We start from the raw sequence: 19,581 nt of genomic DNA on the forward strand, positions 1-19,581 counted from the left end.
GGTTAGCCCCCTTACACGCGCAGATTTGGATCTAGCTCATCACGCAGCCAATCGCCCAGCAGGTTAATTCCAAACACCGTAATCATAATGGCGATGCCAGGGAAAGTAGCAACCCACCATGCCGTCTCCAGATAGTTGCGACCGTCTGCCAGCATGCCGCCCCATGTAGGAATCGAAGGGTCTACACCCAATCCAATAAACGTCAACGATGCTTCCAACAAAATGTTGGTGGCTACATTTAACGTTGCCAATACGATGATCGAAGAAGAAACGTTTGGCAGGACATGTTTTCTGATGATCCTCAAATTCGTAGCCCCAATTGCTTTGGCAGCCTGGACGTATTCCATTTCTTTTACACTCATGACCTGTCCTCGAACCAGTCGTGCAAAGCCTACCCAGTTACTGATCCCCAGAACAAGTATGAGCTTCCATAGACCTGCCCCAAAGACCGTCATGACGATAATCGCAAACAAAATGAAAGGGAATGCCAGCTGTACATCTGCCAAGCGCATTAACAGATCATCTACCCAGCGCCCGTAAAAGCCTGCGATGAGGCCCAGAATCACCCCGATAACCAAGGAAATCAGTACGGATACGACACCAACCAATAACGATATTCGCGCTCCGTAAATGATTCGGCTCAGTAAGTCACGCCCTACCTGATCCGTACCTAGCAAATACTCGGATTTCCCCGTATCGTCCATCCACGAGGGAGCAACCAACCGTGCACGCAAATCAGCTTTATCAGGAGTAGACGGCGCTATTACCGGTGCAAAAAGTGCGGATACGACGGCAAGCATAAGCAAGAACATCCCCGTCATTGCCCACCGATTTCGAACGAATCTTCTGCCCATCTTGCTCCATTTTCCACGTTTTTTGATTGGTGGATTGGTCTGATTGTTTGTAACTGTCGCTGTCGTCATTCGCTTTTTCCTCCTTCCTGCCTAATACGTGGATCTATAAAGCCATAACTGATATCAACCAACAGGTTCACGAAGATCATCAAAAAAGACAAGATAATCACAGAGCCTTGAATCACTGGAAAGTCACGTTGCGATATCGCATCAATCAGCATACGCCCGATACCTGGCCATGAAAAAACTTGCTCAATAATCACGGTACCGCCCAACAACGTTCCAAATTGCAATCCAATAAAGGTTACCGTTGGGATTAATGCGTTTCGTAAGCCATGCTTGATGATTACAAGCCATTCCTTGATCCCTTTGGAACGAGCCGTATTGATATATTGCTGATTCATTACCTCCAGCATGGAAGAGCGAACTAATCGAGCCAAAATTCCTGACAAGATGAGTCCGAGTGCAACGGAAGGCAGAACCAAATACTCCAGACCTTCATAACCAGAAGCAGGAAACCAGCCCAACTTAACGGCAAATATGATGATTAACATAATCCCTAACCAAAAGTTAGGAAAAGAGATTCCTAGCAATGAAAAAATGCGTCCGAAAAAGTCAGCTACGCTGCCTCTGTAAACAGCGGAAATGATACCTACTGGAATCGCAATCAATAGGGCGACAAACATTCCCCCGAAGGCAAGCAGCAAAGTTGCTCCCATCTTCTCCTTCATCATGTCGATTACGCTCTCACCCGTTCGGAAAGAGGTGCCAAAGTTACCGGTAAACATATCTTTTAAATAAAGCCCGAACTGTACATAAACGGGCTCGTCCAGACCGAGATTTTTCCTAAGCTCAGTAATCGCCTCTTTGGTAGGCTCACCTGCTTGAAACATGATCGATACTGGGTCACCAGTCATTCGCACCAGGACAAAAATGACAAGAGTAATAGCAAGAACGACAAAAACACTATGTAGTAGACGTCTAATTAAAAAGGCTGCCATCCCGCTCCTCCTTTATCAAAAGTGAAGGGAATAGAAGAGACATCTTCTACTCCCCTGTTCAAAACATTCCTTATTCAACCGATACTTCGCGCAAATCGATACGTTCATCTGCCGGAGGTTGGAAGCCTTTTACTCGTTTGTTCGCAGCCCACAGGTTGATCGTTTGATAGAGCGGTACATCTGGGACTAGCTCATACAGACGTTGATTCAGCTCTTTAAATGCTGCCAGACGCTTTTCTTGGTCAAACGTGGAGCGTTCTGCTTTCAAGAGCTCCTCTACTTTTTCGTCATGGAAATCAGGGTTCCAGAACTCGCCTTTGTGATACATCAGATAGGCCGTATTATCAAAGTCGAGCGTCCATCCCCCCCAGCCATTCCGGTACATATGTCCTGCTTTTCCCTTCGGAATGAGGTCAGAAGTAAATGTGGAGCTGTCCACCAGATTCAGCTTCACCTTGAGACCGACTTGGCCTAATTGCATTTCGATCGCTTGTGCTACCTCTTTAAACGTAGCATCTGTACCAGGGAGGAAGAGATCAAGCTCAGTTCCTTCCTTCACACCTGCTTCTGCGAGCAGTTGTTTTGCTTTTTCTGGATCATAATTGCGTAATGGCAGGTTAGGATCATAGCCGAAAGACATATCGCTTTGGAATGAATTGACGCGCTTACCATATCCGCCGAGCAGCGTTTCGATAATCAAGTCTGCATCAATCGCGTAAGCAATCGCTTCACGGACTTTTACATTGTCGACTGGCTTCATCGATGTATTGAAACGAATCGAATAAACAGTTGGCGACCCGACTTGCATCAGTTCAAGATCAGACATGCCCTTGATGGATTCTGTTTGGCTAATCTCGACTTTTTTCATAATATCGATGGCACCTGTTTGCATTTCAGCGAGACGTGTAGTCGCTTCTGGAATAAAACGGAACGTTACTTTTTCCAGCCTCGGTTGACCTTGCTTCCAATAGGTTTCATTTTTCACCAGTACGACCTTGCTATCTTTTTCATAGCTATCCATTTTGAAAGGACCCGTACCTACTGGATGCGTGTTAAAGTACTCGTCCCCTTTTTCCTTGTAATACTTAGGCGGAACGATCACGGCGCCATAACCTGCCAGCTTTGTAATGAGTACAGGATCTTTTTCCTTGAGAATCATGTTGACTGTAAACTCGTCTACCACTTCTACACGGTCAATCGAAGCATAGTTCGCTTGCTGTGGTCCTTTTTTCCCTTCTTCACCAAGCAGGCGATCAAATGTAAATTTCACTGCTTCCGCGTTGAATGGCTCGCCGTTGTGGAAGGTAACTCCTTTACGAAGTTTAAATTGAAGTGTCTTGTCATCCTTGAACTCCCACGATTCAGCGAGTCCTGGCTGGATTTTCAAGTCAGTGGTACGCTCGACTAAGCCTTCAAATACAGATGTTGCTACAGTACTCCAATCAAGCAAAAACGTATCAATCGGATCCCAAGAGTGCGGATCTCCATTCACACCAAGTGTGAGTTCATTTTTTGCCGGAGCTTGCGCTTCTGTTTTAGGTTGCGGATTTGCCTGTGTGCTAGTGTCAGCCGGCTTACTCGAACATCCGCCCAAAGCAGCAGCTAGCACGAGTAATGCGGAGCAAACGGTGATACCTACCTTCTTTTTCAAAACAAGTCCCCCTTTTCTTTTCGTTCTGGAATTCATGTTGAAAAAATATGATAGCCGTCATTTGTTCCTATTGGTTATACAAATGACAGGCAACATATCGACCATCGCCCATCGATTGAAATTCGGGCTTGTCCGTTTTGCAAATTTCCATACAATCCGGACAACGCGTATGAAACGTGCAGCCACTCGGCGGATTCGCAGGACTCGGTACATCTCCAGTCAAGATGATGCGCTCACGCTTCATTTTCGGCTTGGCAATCGGAACGGCGGACAGTAATGAGCGGGTATAAGGATGCAGCGGCTCTTCATATAGCGCATTTTTGGGTGCCAGCTCAACCATCCGTCCCAAATACATCACGCCGATCCTGTCGCAAAAATGCTTCACGACGCTCAAGTTGTGAGAGATGAATATGTAAGTGAGTCCGTATTGCTTTTGCAAATCTCTCATCAGGTTCAATACCTGGGATTGAATCGATACATCGAGCGCAGATACTGGCTCATCTGCCACAATCAGCTTGGGATTAAGCGCTAGCGCACGTGCAATGCCGATCCGCTGTCGCTGACCACCACTAAATTCATGAGGAAATCGTTCCGAATTTTCCGCTTTCAGACCGACAACCTGCATCAATTCCGCTACTTTTACCTTGCGTTCTTTTGACGTTTCATACAGTTCGAATATGATCATCGGCTCTTCAATGATCTCCCCGACTGTCATTCGCGGATTGAGGGATGCGAACGGGTCTTGGAAAATGATTTGCAAATCCTTTCGCTTCATCCTCATCTCATTTGGGGAAAGTGCCGCTAAATTCTCTCCTTGAAAAATCACTTCGCCACCCGTAGGCTCGAGCAATCGCAGAATGGCTCTTCCTGTGGTTGACTTCCCGCAACCAGATTCACCTACAATTCCGAGCGTCTCCCCCGTGGCAACGGTAAAAGAGAGATCGTCAACCGCTTTGACGTGATTCGTTACCTTCTTCAATAATCCACTGCGAATCGGAAAGTATTTTTTTAACCCTCTCACTTCAAGTAAGGGCTTACATTCTGATTGTTCCAAAAGATTCACGTCCCCTCCGCTTACTCATACAGCCAGCATCTGCTTTTTGTACCATCATTCAGATCGAATAACGGTGGAGCTTGTTCGTAGCATTTGTCAAAAGCCTTCTGGCATCGTTCAGCAAAACGGCATCCTGCGGGCATCTGACCTGGACTCGGAACGGTCCCGCCAATCGTAAACAAGTACTCCTGCTCTGTGTCCATATCCGGGATCGAGCCCAACAAACCAACCGTGTACGGATGCTTTGGAGTAGCAAATAGCTTTTCTACCTCGGCTTCCTCGACGACTTGCCCTGCATACATGACGACCACCCGATCACACATCTCTGCTACCACACCAAGATCGTGCGTGATCAGCATGATGGTCATCTCGCTCTTCTGCTGTAGCTCTCTCATCAGGTCAAGAATCTGCGCCTGAATGGTCACGTCTAGTGCGGTTGTAGGCTCATCTGCAACCAATAGAGATGGACTACAGGACATCGCCATCGCGATCATCACACGCTGCCTCATCCCGCCAGATAGCTGATGCGGATACTCATCAACGATTTCTTCCGCTCTCGGAATCCCGACCAGCTTCAGCATTTGGATCGCATGCTCTTTGGCTTGTTTTTTGTTCATACTTGTATGATTTAAGACGAGCTCCATGATCTGCGCCCCGATTGTATAAACCGGATTGAGCGAGGTCATTGGTTCTTGAAAAATCATCGCGATCTCTTTGCCTCGCACCTTCCTCATCTGATCCTTGGAAAAGGCAACCAGATTTTCACCGTTGTACAGGATCTCTCCTCCGGTGATTCGCGCGGTCCTCGGCAGAAGCCCCATGATGGATAGAGAGGTGACACTTTTCCCACAACCCGACTCCCCAACTACTCCAATCGTCTCACCTTTGTTGATTTGAAAACTAACTCCATCCAAAACGGTAATTTCTCCATTATCGGTTCGGAATCTCGTCTGAAGATTTTTGATTTCCAGCATCAAAGTCCCGCCTTTGCATCTGAATATCCCAGCTTGCTCATGATTTGATTCGCTACTGCTTTTGTCTCCTGTACCAAATACCCCAATCGATCTGGCTGAAAGCGTGATGTAGCTCCAGCCAAGCTCAAGCCAGCTATGACTTGTCCCGTAAAATCTCGAATAGGTACAGCAATGGCTGCGGAATCCGGCTCCAATTCACCGTAGCTGACTGTATAGCCGTTTTCACGTGCATCGTGGATCCATTGCCATAGCAGATCTTTGTCTATATTTGTGTCTGGTGAGATTTTCTTCATGTCCACCCGGTTCAACAATTCTTCGATCTCATGATCCGGCAGAAATGAGAGTAAAATGCGCGGGCATGCCCCTGCGTACAACGGTGATTTTCTACCTACCTGCGTATATACACGAACATACTGGCGGGTATCGACTTTTTCGATGTAAACCCCTTCGTCTTGATCACGAATAATTAAGTTGACTGCCTCATCCACCGTATCCCGCAGCTGCTGCATATACGGTAGCGCGATTTTCCTGATCTCCAGCCGTTGGGCAACAATGTTCCCAAACTCCAGCAGCTTCAATCCCAATTGGTATTTAGGCGGATTATGAGTGGTCGTTTTGGAGATAAAGCCGCGCATTTCGAGCGTCTGAAGAATTCGAAACACCGTACTCTTCGGCATATCTGACAACTCGACAAGCTCAGCCAGGCTTAATTCACTGTATTGGATAAAATATTCTAGAAACTCTAGCGTTTTTAATACACTTCGGTTTGCCGTTTTTTCTGTTTTGTCCATTTTCATCACCATCTTATTGTCCCAAAATACGGAACGTTATTTTGTATTTTGGCATGCCACAATATTAAATGAATTCAGTTATTTCCGTCAATACATTTTTACCCCTTAGCAATCAGGTCGTTTCTACCTACTGGCTCAGGGGTAATTTGTAGTTAAGGTTTTAGTTAAGGTTTTAGTGAATATTCTTTTTCTTAAACCGTCCACCAGAAACATCATGAATGTGACCGATTGCCAAAAATGCAGAGGAATCAATTTCCTCCACGATGGATTTCAGCTTCGCTTCTTCCAAACGGGTGATGACACAGAAGATGACTTTTTTGATATCTCCGGAGTAGCCACCTTCTCCATTCAAATAGGTGATTCCCCGCCCTAGTCTCGCCGTTAGCGCATCGCCAATTTCGGTTGGGTAATCACTGATGATCCATACTGATCTCGATTGTTCGAGCCCGACCATGGTGATATCGATCATTTTGTAAGCAATGTAGTAAGCAATTAACGAGTACATGGCCCGGTCCCACCCAAAAATGAAGCCGGCACTGCCTAAAATAAAAATGTTAAAAAACATGACCATTTCGCCGACCGAGAACGGACTTTTCCTCGTCATCAGGATCGCAACAATTTCCGTTCCATCCAAGGAGCCTCCCGTGCGAATGACAAGTCCCACACCGATTCCGATGATGATCCCCCCAAAAACGGCAGAGAGAAGCAAATCGTCCGTCAAGCTAGGAACATGATGGAGGTAGCTCGTACCCAACGACATCACGACAACACCGAACAGCGTAGAAATGGCAAATGTCTTGCCAATTTGCTTGTAGCCGATAAGTAAAAAGGGCAGGTTCAGCAGGAATAAAAATAATCCGAGTGGGCCTCCTGTCAGCTTTGAGGCCATAATGGATACACCGGTTACACCACCGTCAATGATGTTGTTTGGAACCAGAAATATTTCCAGTCCGACTGCCACCAACAAAGCTCCAATAATGATTCCGAGAGCTCTCAGTACGATCCTTCTTTTTTTCGTCCGCTTATGAGTGATCGGAGCAACTGCTTTTGCATCCATTTTGATCATCCTTAGCCGTTTTTTTCTTACCACTTCATCTTTCCCTGGTAGCAAAAAAAATAGCCAGCTAGAATTTCTCCCAGCCGACTCTTTCTCATCCGTTAGCCCCAAACAGCAATGGAAATAATGCCAATCGTGATCATCAAAGACATGGACAGACGCCATGCGCGTTGTCGCTCCTTTAGCAAGAAGACCCCGAGCAGCGTACCAAAAACCGTACTGACCTCACGAATGGGCGCAATAGCTGCCAGTGGTGCCAATGTCATAGCAAATAAAAACAACAAATACGAACCTGGTGACAAGACGGCACCGAGTACAATCGTTCGCCAGTTTTTTTGCCACTCACGGCGGATGAGTCCCTTTTTCCAAACGAAACCCCCTGCGACAATCAAACAGGCAAAGTTCGTTATTTCCAATAAAGCGAATGGAGATAATTGTTGTACGATTTGCTTGTCGGTTAACGTGTACCCTGTAATGCATAGTCCTACAGCAAATGCGTATCGTAGGGCGAGCGGATTCACTGGTTGAGCCTGACGATCTGTGCCAATCATTCCACTAATGGCGAAGACTCCGATTACGATGCAAATGACACCCAGCCATCCCGGTACAGATAAATACTCTTGAAAGAAAATCGCGCTAAAAAACGGAATGAGAAGCGTCCCCGTCCCCCTCATGATGGGGTATACCTGTGAGATATCCCCGTATGTATACGCCTTTGAAATCAATAAGGTATAGCATCCTTGAAAGAAAAAGGACATAAACAGAAAAAGAACCAAAGACCATGTCAGTTGTACGCGCATCAATTCCCAAATGAGAACAGGCAAGAGGATCACGGTTGTTGGCAATGTAATCAACCAAAGAAACGCCATTTTGCTCTCACTTTTTTTCGTGAACAGGTTCCAAACTGCGTGCGCAAGGCCAGATGATAGTACGAGCAAAATCGAAATCGATAGCATGTGTGCCCCTTCTCTCTCTTGTTGTACAAACACAACTAAAGACAATAAAACACATTGCGTTTAGTTGCTTTTCACTCGACGTGTACAGTATACACCCAGTCCCCGCAAAAATTAAGTATTGTTTCTGCTTATCGTCCAAACCATTTTATTGATCCTCTCGAACACACGCATCTTTTTCCATTCTCCGCATTTTGGGTTATAATGGAGGGATGACACTTCGTTCGGAGGATCTGACTACATGTTGCAAAGAGAGTTGACTCGGGAACAAGCGATACAGCTAGGCGAGCAAATCCTAATTGCCGTCGAAGGACACATCATTGAACGGGGCTATACGTACTTTTCAGATGGCGTCGTCTTCAATACACGCGTAGAACAAGGCCAATATTTGACCAGTGATGTTCAAGGCTCCGAGGTGTATCATGCGCGCCTCGATATGGAAACGGTTCAAAACAGTACCTGTACCTGCCCTTATTCACGTATTTGCAAGCATATTGCTGCTACTTTTTTTCAGATGTACAGTGTGTTCGAGAATCCTCGTACATTTTTGACCCGCTCCCAACAACCAAGACGAGCTACTTTTTCTCCTCATCTGCTGATTCCTGCATACAAATACAGCCATACCGCTCCTGCTCAGCAGGATACAGCGTCTGTTTCCTCTCCGCTTACTGCGAACAGCTCCGTCAAAGATTGGTGGGCATTTTTTGAGAGCTGGACACGCAACCTGTTTGCGGCCATGGAATCGTATCGAGCTTCCTCTGAGTTATTATCGAGCTATCAAAATGTGCTGAGTGTTGCTGCCTCGTGGCCGAAGGATCGGGCACAACTCTTTGTCATTCATGCCAATCTGTTTCATCTCATGAAGCTTACGCAATACGTCAAAACGTACCGTCAATCCTACTGGTTTCTGGATTTGGTTCAGACAGCCGAGCGGCTATTGGATCAATTAGAAGGGACATTGTACTTCGCAGATATCCCAGCTCTCTTGACTCACCATCAGGATGCCATCGTAGATACTCTTCAACTGACAAAACAATTGAAAGAAAACGAAGCCACTTCCCTCTACTGGATATTCGCTTATCAGATGTTATGGTGGATGCTATTGAAGAAGCCAGAGTGGATGCAAGAGGAGATCCATGTGCTGGATCAGCTTATCAACAATGAAGACAGTTCTGCCGCCGAAAAGGAAAAAGGGCTGCTGCTCCGTGCCCACTTTCATGTGATGGAAAAGGAGGACGAAGCTGCTCTACAAATCTGGAAAAAAATGAGCCGTTTGAACCTCTCCTTCTATTTGTCCTATATGAAATCATTCGCTCGCAATGGGGAATGGCAGCGATTTCTCGATTGGACTGCTTCGTTGACGTCCTTAATCGGGCAAGCCGAGACACAGCAATACCGACTCGTTATCGCCATTTGGCAGGAAGCGATGCAGCAAGTGGGACGATCAGCCGAGTGCGGCGCCAAGCTGAAGCAGTTCTTACCGAGCAGTTATCACGAATATGCCGCCTATTTATATGAAGAACGACAGTTTCAGCAATGGATTGATTTGCAAATGTCGTTTCAAGTGCCAATGGCAGATATCTCGGTCGTGCAGGTGAAAGAAATCGAGGAAGCCGATCCGACTCTTCTCTTCCCTTTTTACTTGCGTGAGGTGAACAGACTTATTGCCGAACGTAACCGAACGGCCTACAAAGAAGCGATCAAGCTCATGAAAAAGGTAAGGACGATTTACAACAGAGCAAACCAAGATGCGCGCTGGGAACGATACGTGGAACAATTATCTGCCAAACATAATCGGTTACGTGCTTTTCAAGAAGAGCTAAGGAGAGGAAATTTCAACTTATGAATACCGTCACTACATTTGTTCTAGACGGAGAGCTTTTGGCAGACGGACAATTCTTGATTACTGGCAAAGACACGCAAGGAGCAGTGGTCGATCCAGAAGAATTGGCAGGAACACTGTTTGCGTGGGATGAGTCATCCTATTACGGAACCTTCCTGGACAAAAACGAGCAGGGCGTATTGCTCAGCCCTGCCAAGGCCCTCTCCTTTTTCGTCTCTCCCCAGTGGCTTTTGCATCGGACCTATTCATCCAGCACACCATTTGAACAATTTACGCATGTAGCGGGAATGATCCGTGAGACGCTCGCCCAAGGGTCCATTGCCCCTGATTTTTCTTCCTGGAAAAAAGGACAAATAGGCTGGAAAGTCATGCAAACTCCCGACGATTTCCCGGAGTACGGACACAGGTGGCTTTCGCTCGTCGTGGAGGAATCTGTGCAAGGCACTGGTGAGATTGGACGAAAGTGGGAGCAGCTATTAACGCAATACCCAGCTCTGTACGCCATGGGCGCCGAGCTTTCTCCACATCTTCTGGAACAGGAATGGTTGCAATCGATAGGCTGGCTGCCAGATACGACACCGTTTCGCACATGCTTGCAAATCGTCGAAGCCGAGGAGCACCCCAATGACTGGCAACTCCAAGTGTATTTGCAGAATCGTGAAGAGCCAGATCAGTTATTTCTCATTGAGCCACATCAGTTGACGGCTGAGGGAGTAGCCACCGCTCGCATCCCTGCGGACTGGCGTGAACACTGGAATCGTTTTCGCACGGACCTAGCCAAATGTAAAGAGATTCTCCCGTGGCAAAAAGACACCCAGAAGAATCAAAGCCGTTTTCTCACCCAACTGACGAACGAGCAAGCATGGATCTTTTTGACGTCAAGCAGTTTGCAGCTGGTGCAAGCCGGTATTCACGTCTTTCTGCCAGCTTGGTGGGAACAAGTACGCCGGGTAAAACCGAAGCTAAAAGCCAAGATTACATCCTCTGTCGGGGCTAGCAGACAGTCCTTCCTGGGTGTCTCCCAGCTTATGGATTTTGAATGGAAGCTCGCCTTGGGACCTGTGGAGCTCAGCGAAGAGGAATTTGAGGAACTCATTAAACAAAAGCAGCGCCTGCTGAAAATTCGTGGGCATTGGGTACAATTAACTCCCGATCTATTCTTGCAGCTACAGGAAGCACTCAAGAAAAACCAAGCGAAAAACGGCATGACCCTGCGTGATGTCATGAGAATGCACCTCGCCCCTACTGTGGAGGTTGAGGAGCTACCCGATGATGAGTTCGATTTCGACACTTCCCTTACGGTTGAAGTTCAGCTAAACCAGCATTTACGAGAGCTGTTGAATCAATTGCAAGAAACAAAGCGCGTCCCGATCATGGAGCAGCCATCTACTTTTCACGGGACGTTGCGAAATTATCAGCTGGAGGGCAGTTCGTGGTTGTTCTTTTTACGCCGTTTTGGATTGGGAGCTTGTCTGGCCGATGACATGGGATTGGGAAAAACGGTTCAATTTATTACGTATTTGCTTCATGTCAAACAACATGGCCCAGCCAGTACTCCTTCTCTCTTAATCTGCCCGACCTCGGTCATAGGCAACTGGCAAAAAGAGCTGAAGCGCTTCGCCCCCTCTCTTCAAGTAATGATTCACTATGGCAATGATCGCCAAAAGAAGGAGGCGTTTTTGCCAGCGATCAAAGGAGCGGATCTGGTGATTACCTCCTATGCTCTGTCCCATTTGGATGAGCAGGAGCTAGGAATGGTTACATGGGATACGATATGTCTCGACGAGGCGCAAAATATTAAAAACGCCTATACAAAGCAAGCGTCCGCTGTACGCGATTTGAAAGCATGGCACCGGATTGCTCTCACAGGCACACCAATCGAAAATCGTCTGAGTGAGCTCTGGTCCATTTTTGATTTCTTGAATCCCGGCTACTTGGGAAGTCTCGGGGAATTTACCCAGCGCTTTGTTCACCCCATCGAACGCGACCAAGACCAGCAGCTCATCAATCAAGTGCAACGACTCATTCAGCCTTTCCTGCTCCGTCGTGTGAAAACCGATCCGAACATTCAGCTCGATTTGCCGGACAAGAATGAGAGCAAGGAATATGTACCGCTGACTACCGAGCAAGGCGCACTTTATGAGACAGCGATTCAAGATATGTTTGATCGAATGGAAAAAGCCTCTCCTATGGAGCGGCGCGGTCTGATTCTGACGACACTGACACGTCTCAAACAATTGTGTGACCATCCCGCTCTCATTTTGAAGGAAATCTCAACAACAGATGAAGCCAGTCGCTCACACAAATTGGAAAGGCTACTGGAATTGGTGGAGGATATTCGCCAAAAGAAAGAGCGTTGCCTAATTTTTACCCAATACATCGAAATGGGAAATTTGCTCCAACGGGTACTGACACGAGAAGGCTATGGACCTGTCTACTTCCTAAATGGGGCCACGAAGAAAGAAAAACGCGATGAGATGATCACTCGATTTCAAGACGCGACACTCCCAGACCATGAACGCGGAGCCATCTTCATTCTTTCCTTGCGTGCGGGCGGAACCGGCTTGAACTTGACGGAAGCCAACCACGTCATTCACGTAGATCGCTGGTGGAATCCTGCGGTAGAAAATCAGGCCACTGACCGTGCTCATCGAATAGGACAGCAGCGCAATGTTCACGTCTACAAATTCATCTCGCTCGGGACGATTGAGGAACGCATTGATGAAATGATGGAGAGAAAGCTATCGTTGAGCCAACAAATTGTCGGGACGGGCGAAAGCTGGATCACGGAGCTGTCAACGGAGGAGCTGCGGGACTTGTTCACCCTGCGCCATGATTGGCTAGACACGAAAGGATAGGTGGAGAATGGAGCGAGTGCAACAAAACGACTGCAATTCCACTACGCGCCGCCCTACAGAAGAGCCCAAGCTACCCGAGGCATGGCTGCGTTTTTTGGAAGCTGTTCAAGAACAATTTTCCGATAACCAATCAAAGAAAGAATAAGTGCGAAAAACCCAAGGCATGATCACGTTAAGGATCGAGCCTTGGGTTTGATTTTCTTAGTGGAAAGGAAACCTCCACTGTCGTCCCTTTATTCGGGGTACTCGAAAAATGGATATACCCGTCGTGTGCTTGCATGATTTTATAACAAATCATAAGTCCTAGCCCGGTCCCTTTTTCCTTAGTGCTATAAAAAGGCTCCCCTAATCGTTTTAGCCGTTCTTCCGCCATACCGCAGCCTTGATCAATGATTCTAATCATCACTTGCTCGCTTTCTTTATGCCTAGCCACGATGTGAATCGTCCCGCCATCTTGCATCGACTCAACGGAGTTTGACAGAAGATTCATGAAAAGCTGCTGAATTTGATTCTGATCGCACCAAATCGAGGCCCCTTCCACTTCCTTGACATCCAGCACCAGATGATGTCGCTCTAGCTTTATTTGCACCAATCGTGTAACCTGCCGCAGCAAATTCGCTAGATTTTTAGGTTCGTACGGTTCTGTGCACTCTCTTGATAAAAAGACGTATTCTCGTAGCACACTCTCTAATTGGTGAAATTCAGCCTGCATAATATCAAAATATTCCCGCTTCCATTGATCTCGACGGAGCAATTGTACGAAGCCTTTGATGGAAGTGACCGGGTTTCGTATTTCGTGTGCAACCCCGGCAGCCATTTGCCCAATGACGGATAGCTTGTCTATCTTTTGTAAAAACTCTTCTGTTTGCACGTGCTTCGTGTGATTTCGAATGAGAAATATGACTTGGTTCGTCTCATGTTCTTCCTGAATCACCGGGGTGCCTTTTGCCTCCAGCGTGATCTTTTTGCCATTTCTGTCCGGGCAAGTAAATGTAATGAGGCGAGGCTGCTTCTCCACCGTGATCTGACGAATCGTTTGCATAGCAAGCCTGCCCGTTTCCAGTGGCAGTACAGCTAGCAGGTGTCGATTCACTACTTCATCAGGAGCGATCTCCAGAACGGATTGAACGGATGGTGAAATATACGTAATGATCCCTTGACTATTGATGATCACGATAATGTCAGACAAGTTTTCTGCAATCAATCGATATGGCGATTCGCTCACACGTTCTGCTTCTTGTGCTTTTTTCAACTCGGTAATGTCGACACACGAAGCAATTACTTCCTTCACACGACCATCGGAAAAGATCGGACGAAAAGCAGCCAGATAGCGAATCCCGTTGACACTGCCTTCGTAAAACACGTTTTGCTCGCCGCTCCACGCTCGCTCATACGATTCCATTTTGCGTGGAATCTCTTCAACCGGGATCATATTCAGCAAATCTTGTCCAATCACTTGTTCCGGTGTCATTCCCATGCGAAAAAGCATCTCTCCTTCGCACAGCGTATGAATGAACACATCTCCCTGTTTCCGAAAAGCAAATGTCATTCCTTGTTGCTTGCGAAGAACGTCTCCTCGCTCACGCTGATCCACTTCGTATGTATCAAAAGCTCGGTGTTGTCCACCATTGAGTAGTAGAAATGCACTATTCCTAAACCTTTCCTCACGCTTCAACACACGAGCCAAGTCTTCGGCAGGCATAGGCTCACTAAACCAAAATCCTTGAGCAGAATCACAACCAAGCTGCCAAAGAAAATCTAGTTGCTCTTGCGTCTCTACACCTTCTGCCGTTACTTGCACACCCAGACTTCGTGCCATCGCCATGACGGTTTTGATAACAGTCGCCTGCGTGACATCGCTCATGCATTCCTTTACACAGGATTGATCGATTTTTAGCTTGTTCATGGGAAAACGGGATAGATGTTGAATGCTACTATAGCCCTTCCCAAAATCATCCAAGCTGATTTTTACCCCGATCCTTTTTAATTCTGCTAAAATCTCGATGGTACGCTCCCCATCCCTGGTAGAGTCCTCGGTAAATTCCAGCTCCAAATAGTGAGGCTGCAAGTTTGTTTCGTCTAAGATCGTTTGAATGGTGCTACCTAACTGCTCCGATTCCAAGGCATAGGATGACAGATTCACGCATGTCACAAGAGATGGTAGTCCAGCGTCCTGCCAAGCTTTGTTCTGCTTGCAAGCCGTTCTGATCACCCATTCCTCTACCAAAAGAATCAACCCGCTCTTTTCTGCTAACAAAAATACCCAATCCGGGGGCAGTAGCCCTCTTTGATGATGGTTCCATCTTACCAGAGCTTCTGCTCCGATTATTTTGCCTGTTCTTAGATCGTAGAGTGGTTGATAATACAGGCTAAGCTGTTGATTGACAACCGCTTGATGAAAATCTCGAACGTAGCGATCCAGTTCCTTTTGGTTCATTGTCTGTATACGAACCACGCCTTCCTGGAAATCATTCTGATTTTTCCAACTTTACCCCTGACTCTACTTTATAGGAAGAGGCTAGCACATGTCCATACGTCTACGGTGTATAGAAAAAACCCTCCACAAAGGAGGGTCAGCTACGCACGAATTCTCATCAGAGCACGCTCTTCTTCTTTTATCCGCGGACAGGTATAGCAATACTTTTGCTCCCCCGTCTTATAGTACAAACAGCATTGATTCTTGATGCGCACTTTCGCTTGGGGATCACGCATATCTTCAATCCAGCGCACACGCACGCGAAATGGATTTTTTTGCAATCCAAAGCTCTCGCCTTCCAGCTGATTACAGAGGACATCGTAATCAGCCTTCACTTGCTGCTTGATGCTATCTTGTTCTACCAACGCCACAAAAGCATCCGTATGGTAATTGAACTTGGTCGGGAACTGGCCCCAGAGCATCGCTTCGGGGTTTCCCGTTACCTTTGCAAGAGTCGTGAGCAACGGGTGCAGGAAGTCGTGGAAATACGCACGATAGCATTCCTTCAGCCAGATTGCGCGCTCTGCTTCGCTGGAAGGCGCTTCTACGATCTCATACGCCGGGATCACAAAGGCAAATTGCGGATAATCATCCTCGTAAAATAATTCAATCGTCATATTATCCAGCGTCATGGTAAGTGCACGATTCCAGACAGAGATCATATACTGAAGACCGAGAGAAGGGCTCGTGAGCCAACTGCTGATGTAAGTACCAGCAGCAGTCAGCTCATGTGCCTTGATTAGCGGAGCATAGATTTGTACGAGCTCATTCATATGTGTCGGGTCTACCAAATCTCTTGCTTTCATCGAAAATAAGGCATTGGGTCTCGGTTTAGAAGTAAGATCAAACCGTTGTGCTATAAAATCGTCATCCCACTCTTGCATCACGATCTCCCTCTCTATTCATTATCAAGAAAAGACGCTGTTTGACTGGTCGAGGTACGTGCCGAACTGTGCTTGATACAGTCTGCTATAGAGGCCTTCACGAGCCAAGAGCTGATCATGACTTCCTTGCTCGGTAATACCTTGTTCCGTTACAACGATGATTCGATCTGCATTTTTAATGGTAGCCAATCTGTGGGCGATCACCAATGTCGTACGGCCTTTGGACAATTCCTGCAAGGACTGCTGGATCGCCGCCTCCGTTTCGGTATCGAGTGCAGAAGTAGCTTCATCCAAAATCAGGATCGGCGGGTTTTTCAAGAACATGCGCGCAATCGCCAGCCTTTGTTTTTGACCACCGGACAATTTGACTCCGCGTTCACCAATGATCGTCTCCAGACCAACAGGCTGAGAACGGATAAACTCTTCTAGTTTAGCCAGACGCGCTGCCTCCCAGATCTCTTCCTCTGAGGCGTTTAGTTTTCCATACATGATATTTTCGCGAATCGTCCCTGAAAAGAGGAACACATCTTGCTGAACGATCCCGATTTGGCTGCGCAATGATGCTAACGTGATTTGGCGAATATCCATTCCATCAATGGTGATGCTGCCCCCACCGATCTCATAAAATCTCGGCAAGAGACTGCACAATGTGGTTTTTCCTGCTCCAGAAGGGCCTACAAACGCAATTGTCTCGCCCGCCCGGATGTTCAAATCAATGTTTTGCAAAACAGATGAATCTTGGTCGTAGCTAAACGAAACATTCTTGTAGGAGATATCGCCCTTCAATGATTCTACCTGGATCGCATCTGGAGCATCCGCAATATCCGGTGCTGTGTCCATGATTTCGATGTAGCGCTTAAAGCCTGCAATCCCTTTTGGATAACTCTCGATAATCGCATTAATTTTCTCCAACGGACGGAAAAACACATTCGTTAACAGCAAGAAAGCGACAAATTCACCGTAGGTCAATTCACCTTGAATAACAAACCAGCTGCCGCAAATCAGGACAAACAAATTGACTAACCGCATGAGCACGTAACTGACAGAAATATTTTGGGCCATGATTTTGTAGGACAACAGCTTGGTGATGCGGAAACGCTGATTGTTCTCTGCGAATCTTTTGTTTTCAAATTGCTCATTGGCAAAAGCTTGTACGACACGCATTCCGCCTACGTTGTCCTCCACACGTGCGTTGAAATCAGCCATGTCACCGTACAGACGATGGAACGCTCCCGTCATTTTACGGTTGAAGTAAACAACGAAGAATATCAAGAGCGGAATCACACAAAACGTAAGCAACGCCATTTCTTCATTAATATTGAACATCAAAAGAAAAGCACCGATCAGCGTCATCACGGCGATAAACAAATCTTCCGGACCGTGGTGAGCGACCTCCCCGATCTCCATCAAGTCATTCGTTAGGCGAGATAGCAGATGCCCCGTCTTGGTATTATCGAAAAAGCGGAAAGAGAGCTTTTGAATATGGTCGTACAGCTTCTTCCGCATATCCGTCTCGATATTAATTCCAAGCTTATGTCCCCAATACGTGACGACATAGTTCATCCCGGCGTTAAGACCATACAAAGCCAAAAGTCCAATGCACGCCCACACGATCATGTTCCAATCCTTGCTTGGAAGTAATTGATCGACAACCATGTTCACTGCAAGCGGAAATCCCAACTCCAACAAGGCAACGAATACTGCACACGTGAAGTCGAGGATGAATAATCCACGATAAGGCCGATAGTAAGAAAAAAATCTGCGAAGCATTGAAGCAGCAACTCCTCTCTCTCAAGAACAACATCAATCATGTATTTGATTTTGAAAATCATTTTCATTATATATGGATTTGCTTTTTATATCGATGCTTTATTGGAATTTTTTTCTTCGCGGAGCACATTCGCATAAAAAACGGTTCGAAACCCTTTATCCATCAAGGAATAAGAGGCTCGAACCGGAAATCACTCAGCGTAAATCTTGATAAGCAGGTACCCCACCCGCTCCTTTGGCAGAAAGGATCGCATTGACGACGGCTTCCGCCAGCACTTCTACACTTAGCGTCCCGACGAGATTGACCGAAGCATCCACGCCCCCTGTGGCGATGGCAAAAATCGTATCTCCATCACTCATCGTGTGAACCGGATGAATCGTTTTTGCGAGTCCATTATGCGCCATTTGCGCGACTTTATTCGCTTGTACTTTATTCAAATTCGCGTTGCTCGCGACCACTGCGATGGTAGTGTTCGTCCCTGCCGGAACCGGGGGTGTTGCAACATCGATCATCCAGGACAAGCTATCGCGGATATTGCCATCCTCTCCCCTCGCTCCTGCCAAAATTTCTCCTGTGGAGGGTAACCGCACTTCTCCGACGGCGTTCACCGCTACGATTGCACCTACCACGAGACCATTTGGCAAACGGCGAGAAGCTGTTCCAAGCCCACCCTTCATCGCTCGCTTCATCCCAGCCATTTTTCCAACTGTCGCACCCGTCCCTGCCCCAACATTTCCTTGCTGGACTGGCTGTTTGCTGGCAAGACGAGCAGCCTCGTAGCCCATTTGTTGATCCGGACGGATTTTGGCACTGCCGATCGATAAATCAAAAATAACCGCAGCTGGAATGATGGGAACGACGCCCACCCCAACATTGTAGCCTTGCCCCTGTTCTTCCATATACCGCATGACACCGCTTGCCGCATCCAAGCCATAGGCACTGCCCCCAGTTAAAACGACAGCATTGACCTCCTGGACAGAATTGATCGGATTCAACAAATCCGTTTCTCGTGTCCCAGGTGCAGAGCCTCGTACATCTACCCCGCACGCTGAGCCTTTTTCCAGCACGATCACTGTACAGCCCGTCAAGGCTTCCTCATTTTGGACTTGTCCGACTTTGACGCCAGGAACATCGACAATCGTACCACCCGCAAGCTTTGGCTTCTTTCCTTCGCTCGCTTCCTGTCCCGTAGCAGAGCCTGCTGCCAAAAACGATCCCGGTACAGCTGCAGCGAGACCAAGCATCGCTGTTCTTTGCAGGAACTTTCGCCTGGATACAGCAGGGGCTACTTGTCCCTCATCCTTCCAATCTTTGGCCATGTTCACAACCACCTTTCCTTACGTAATTGGACAGCTCTTCTTAGTTGTTAGAAAATTCAGTCTGTTTCTTTATGATAGCGCTATCGACCGGAATG

The 19,581-nt window shown here is 47.1% G+C and carries 15 protein-coding genes; 3 read left to right on the plus strand and 12 right to left on the minus strand.

Translation table 11 applies throughout. The annotated features are described in order from the left end of the window. Positions 1-11 precede the first annotated feature (11 nt). The 8 genes from HPY28_RS02045 to HPY28_RS02080 all read right to left on the minus strand — a co-directional run bounded on the left by HPY28_RS02045 (position 12) and on the right by HPY28_RS02080 (position 8,338). Positions 12-923 (minus strand): ABC transporter permease, encoded by a 912-nt coding sequence (locus tag HPY28_RS02045; RefSeq protein WP_017248277.1) that lies wholly within the window; start codon positions 921-923, stop codon positions 12-14. Beyond that, positions 920-1,855 carry a nickel ABC transporter permease gene (gene nikB / locus HPY28_RS02050; RefSeq protein WP_069845208.1) on the minus strand — a complete coding sequence of 312 codons (936 nt, stop codon included), beginning with the start codon at positions 1,853-1,855 and terminating at the stop codon, positions 920-922. Before nikB ends, HPY28_RS02045 begins: the two co-directional genes overlap by 4 nt. Before the next feature lie 70 nt (positions 1,856-1,925). Next, a complete protein-coding gene (locus HPY28_RS02055; protein WP_173621678.1) occupies positions 1,926-3,506 on the minus strand; it encodes an ABC transporter substrate-binding protein in 1,581 nt (526 codons plus the stop codon). 67 nt (positions 3,507-3,573) lie between these two features. After that, a complete protein-coding gene (locus HPY28_RS02060) occupies positions 3,574-4,560 on the minus strand; it encodes an ABC transporter ATP-binding protein (RefSeq protein WP_173621677.1) in 987 nt (328 codons plus the stop codon). Between the two features lie 20 nt (positions 4,561-4,580). Continuing rightward, positions 4,581-5,534, minus strand: coding sequence for an ABC transporter ATP-binding protein (locus HPY28_RS02065; protein WP_069845210.1), 954 nt, complete (start codon positions 5,532-5,534; stop codon positions 4,581-4,583). After that, positions 5,534-6,325 carry an IclR family transcriptional regulator gene (locus HPY28_RS02070; protein ID WP_017248272.1) on the minus strand — a complete coding sequence of 264 codons (792 nt, stop codon included), beginning with the start codon at positions 6,323-6,325 and terminating at the stop codon, positions 5,534-5,536. The genes HPY28_RS02065 and HPY28_RS02070 overlap by 1 nt, the downstream gene beginning before the upstream one ends. 172 nt (positions 6,326-6,497) lie before the next feature. After that, positions 6,498-7,382 carry a YitT family protein gene (locus HPY28_RS02075; RefSeq protein ID WP_017248271.1) on the minus strand — a complete coding sequence of 295 codons (885 nt, stop codon included), beginning with the start codon at positions 7,380-7,382 and terminating at the stop codon, positions 6,498-6,500. A gap of 101 nt (positions 7,383-7,483) precedes the next feature. Further along, positions 7,484-8,338 (minus strand): DMT family transporter, encoded by an 855-nt coding sequence (locus HPY28_RS02080; RefSeq protein ID WP_174230001.1) that lies wholly within the window; start codon positions 8,336-8,338, stop codon positions 7,484-7,486. 238 nt (positions 8,339-8,576) lie between these two features. On the opposite strand from HPY28_RS02080, the gene HPY28_RS02085 reads away from it, so the two are divergent. From HPY28_RS02085 to HPY28_RS02095, 3 genes are read left to right on the plus strand one after another with little or no spacing between them, the layout of a single operon-like run. Further along, positions 8,577-10,181: an SWIM zinc finger family protein gene (locus HPY28_RS02085; protein WP_174230002.1), complete on the plus strand. Its 1,605-nt coding sequence runs from the start codon at positions 8,577-8,579 to the stop codon at positions 10,179-10,181. Continuing rightward, entirely contained in the window at positions 10,178-13,036 is a 2,859-nt protein-coding gene (locus HPY28_RS02090; RefSeq protein ID WP_174230003.1) for a DEAD/DEAH box helicase, read from the plus strand. Before HPY28_RS02085 ends, HPY28_RS02090 begins: the two co-directional genes overlap by 4 nt. A 7-nt stretch (positions 13,037-13,043) precedes the next feature. Next, a complete protein-coding gene (locus HPY28_RS02095) occupies positions 13,044-13,181 on the plus strand; it encodes a hypothetical protein (protein ID WP_173621674.1) in 138 nt (45 codons plus the stop codon). Between the two features lie 27 nt (positions 13,182-13,208). Here the strand turns inward: HPY28_RS02095 and HPY28_RS02100 are convergent, their stop codons facing one another. The 4 genes from HPY28_RS02100 to HPY28_RS02115 all read right to left on the minus strand — a co-directional run bounded on the left by HPY28_RS02100 (position 13,209) and on the right by HPY28_RS02115 (position 19,486). Next, a complete protein-coding gene (locus HPY28_RS02100) occupies positions 13,209-15,491 on the minus strand; it encodes an EAL domain-containing protein (protein WP_371813415.1) in 2,283 nt (760 codons plus the stop codon). Between the two features lie 122 nt (positions 15,492-15,613). After that, on the minus strand, positions 15,614-16,396 hold the full coding sequence (locus HPY28_RS02105) for a Fe-S oxidoreductase (RefSeq protein ID WP_173621950.1): 783 nt from the start codon (positions 16,394-16,396) through the stop codon (positions 15,614-15,616). 24 nt (positions 16,397-16,420) lie between these two features. Further along, on the minus strand, positions 16,421-18,166 hold the full coding sequence (locus HPY28_RS02110; RefSeq protein WP_174230004.1) for an ABC transporter ATP-binding protein: 1,746 nt from the start codon (positions 18,164-18,166) through the stop codon (positions 16,421-16,423). Between the two features lie 195 nt (positions 18,167-18,361). Beyond that, positions 18,362-19,486, minus strand: coding sequence for a P1 family peptidase (locus HPY28_RS02115; RefSeq protein ID WP_174230005.1), 1,125 nt, complete (start codon positions 19,484-19,486; stop codon positions 18,362-18,364). Positions 19,487-19,581: the final 95 nt, after the last annotated feature.

Origin of the sequence: Brevibacillus sp. HB1.2 (assembly GCF_013332495.1) — a bacterium.
GTDB lineage: Bacteria > Bacillota > Bacilli > Brevibacillales > Brevibacillaceae > Brevibacillus > Brevibacillus porteri.

Bases quoted from the DNA above. Each gene is read 5' to 3' on its own strand.
- HPY28_RS02045 (WP_017248277.1), bottom strand. From the start codon at position 923: ATGACGACAGCGACAGTTACAAACAATCAGACCAATCCACCAATCAAA.
- nikB (WP_069845208.1), bottom strand. From the start codon at position 1,855: ATGGCAGCCTTTTTAATTAGACGTCTACTACATAGTGTTTTTGTCGTT.
- HPY28_RS02065 (WP_069845210.1), bottom strand. From the start codon at position 5,534: ATGCTGGAAATCAAAAATCTTCAGACGAGATTCCGAACCGATAATGGA.
- HPY28_RS02070 (WP_017248272.1), bottom strand. From the start codon at position 6,325: ATGGACAAAACAGAAAAAACGGCAAACCGAAGTGTATTAAAAACGCTA.
- HPY28_RS02075 (WP_017248271.1), bottom strand. From the start codon at position 7,382: ATGGATGCAAAAGCAGTTGCTCCGATCACTCATAAGCGGACGAAAAAA.
- HPY28_RS02080 (WP_174230001.1), bottom strand. From the start codon at position 8,338: ATGCTATCGATTTCGATTTTGCTCGTACTATCATCTGGCCTTGCGCAC.
- HPY28_RS02085 (WP_174230002.1), top strand. From the start codon at position 8,577: ATGTTGCAAAGAGAGTTGACTCGGGAACAAGCGATACAGCTAGGCGAG.
- HPY28_RS02090 (WP_174230003.1), top strand. From the start codon at position 10,178: ATGAATACCGTCACTACATTTGTTCTAGACGGAGAGCTTTTGGCAGAC.
- HPY28_RS02095 (WP_173621674.1), top strand. From the start codon at position 13,044: ATGGAGCGAGTGCAACAAAACGACTGCAATTCCACTACGCGCCGCCCT.
- HPY28_RS02105 (WP_173621950.1), bottom strand. From the start codon at position 16,396: ATGCAAGAGTGGGATGACGATTTTATAGCACAACGGTTTGATCTTACT.
- HPY28_RS02110 (WP_174230004.1), bottom strand. From the start codon at position 18,166: ATGCTTCGCAGATTTTTTTCTTACTATCGGCCTTATCGTGGATTATTC.
- HPY28_RS02115 (WP_174230005.1), bottom strand. From the start codon at position 19,486: ATGGCCAAAGATTGGAAGGATGAGGGACAAGTAGCCCCTGCTGTATCC.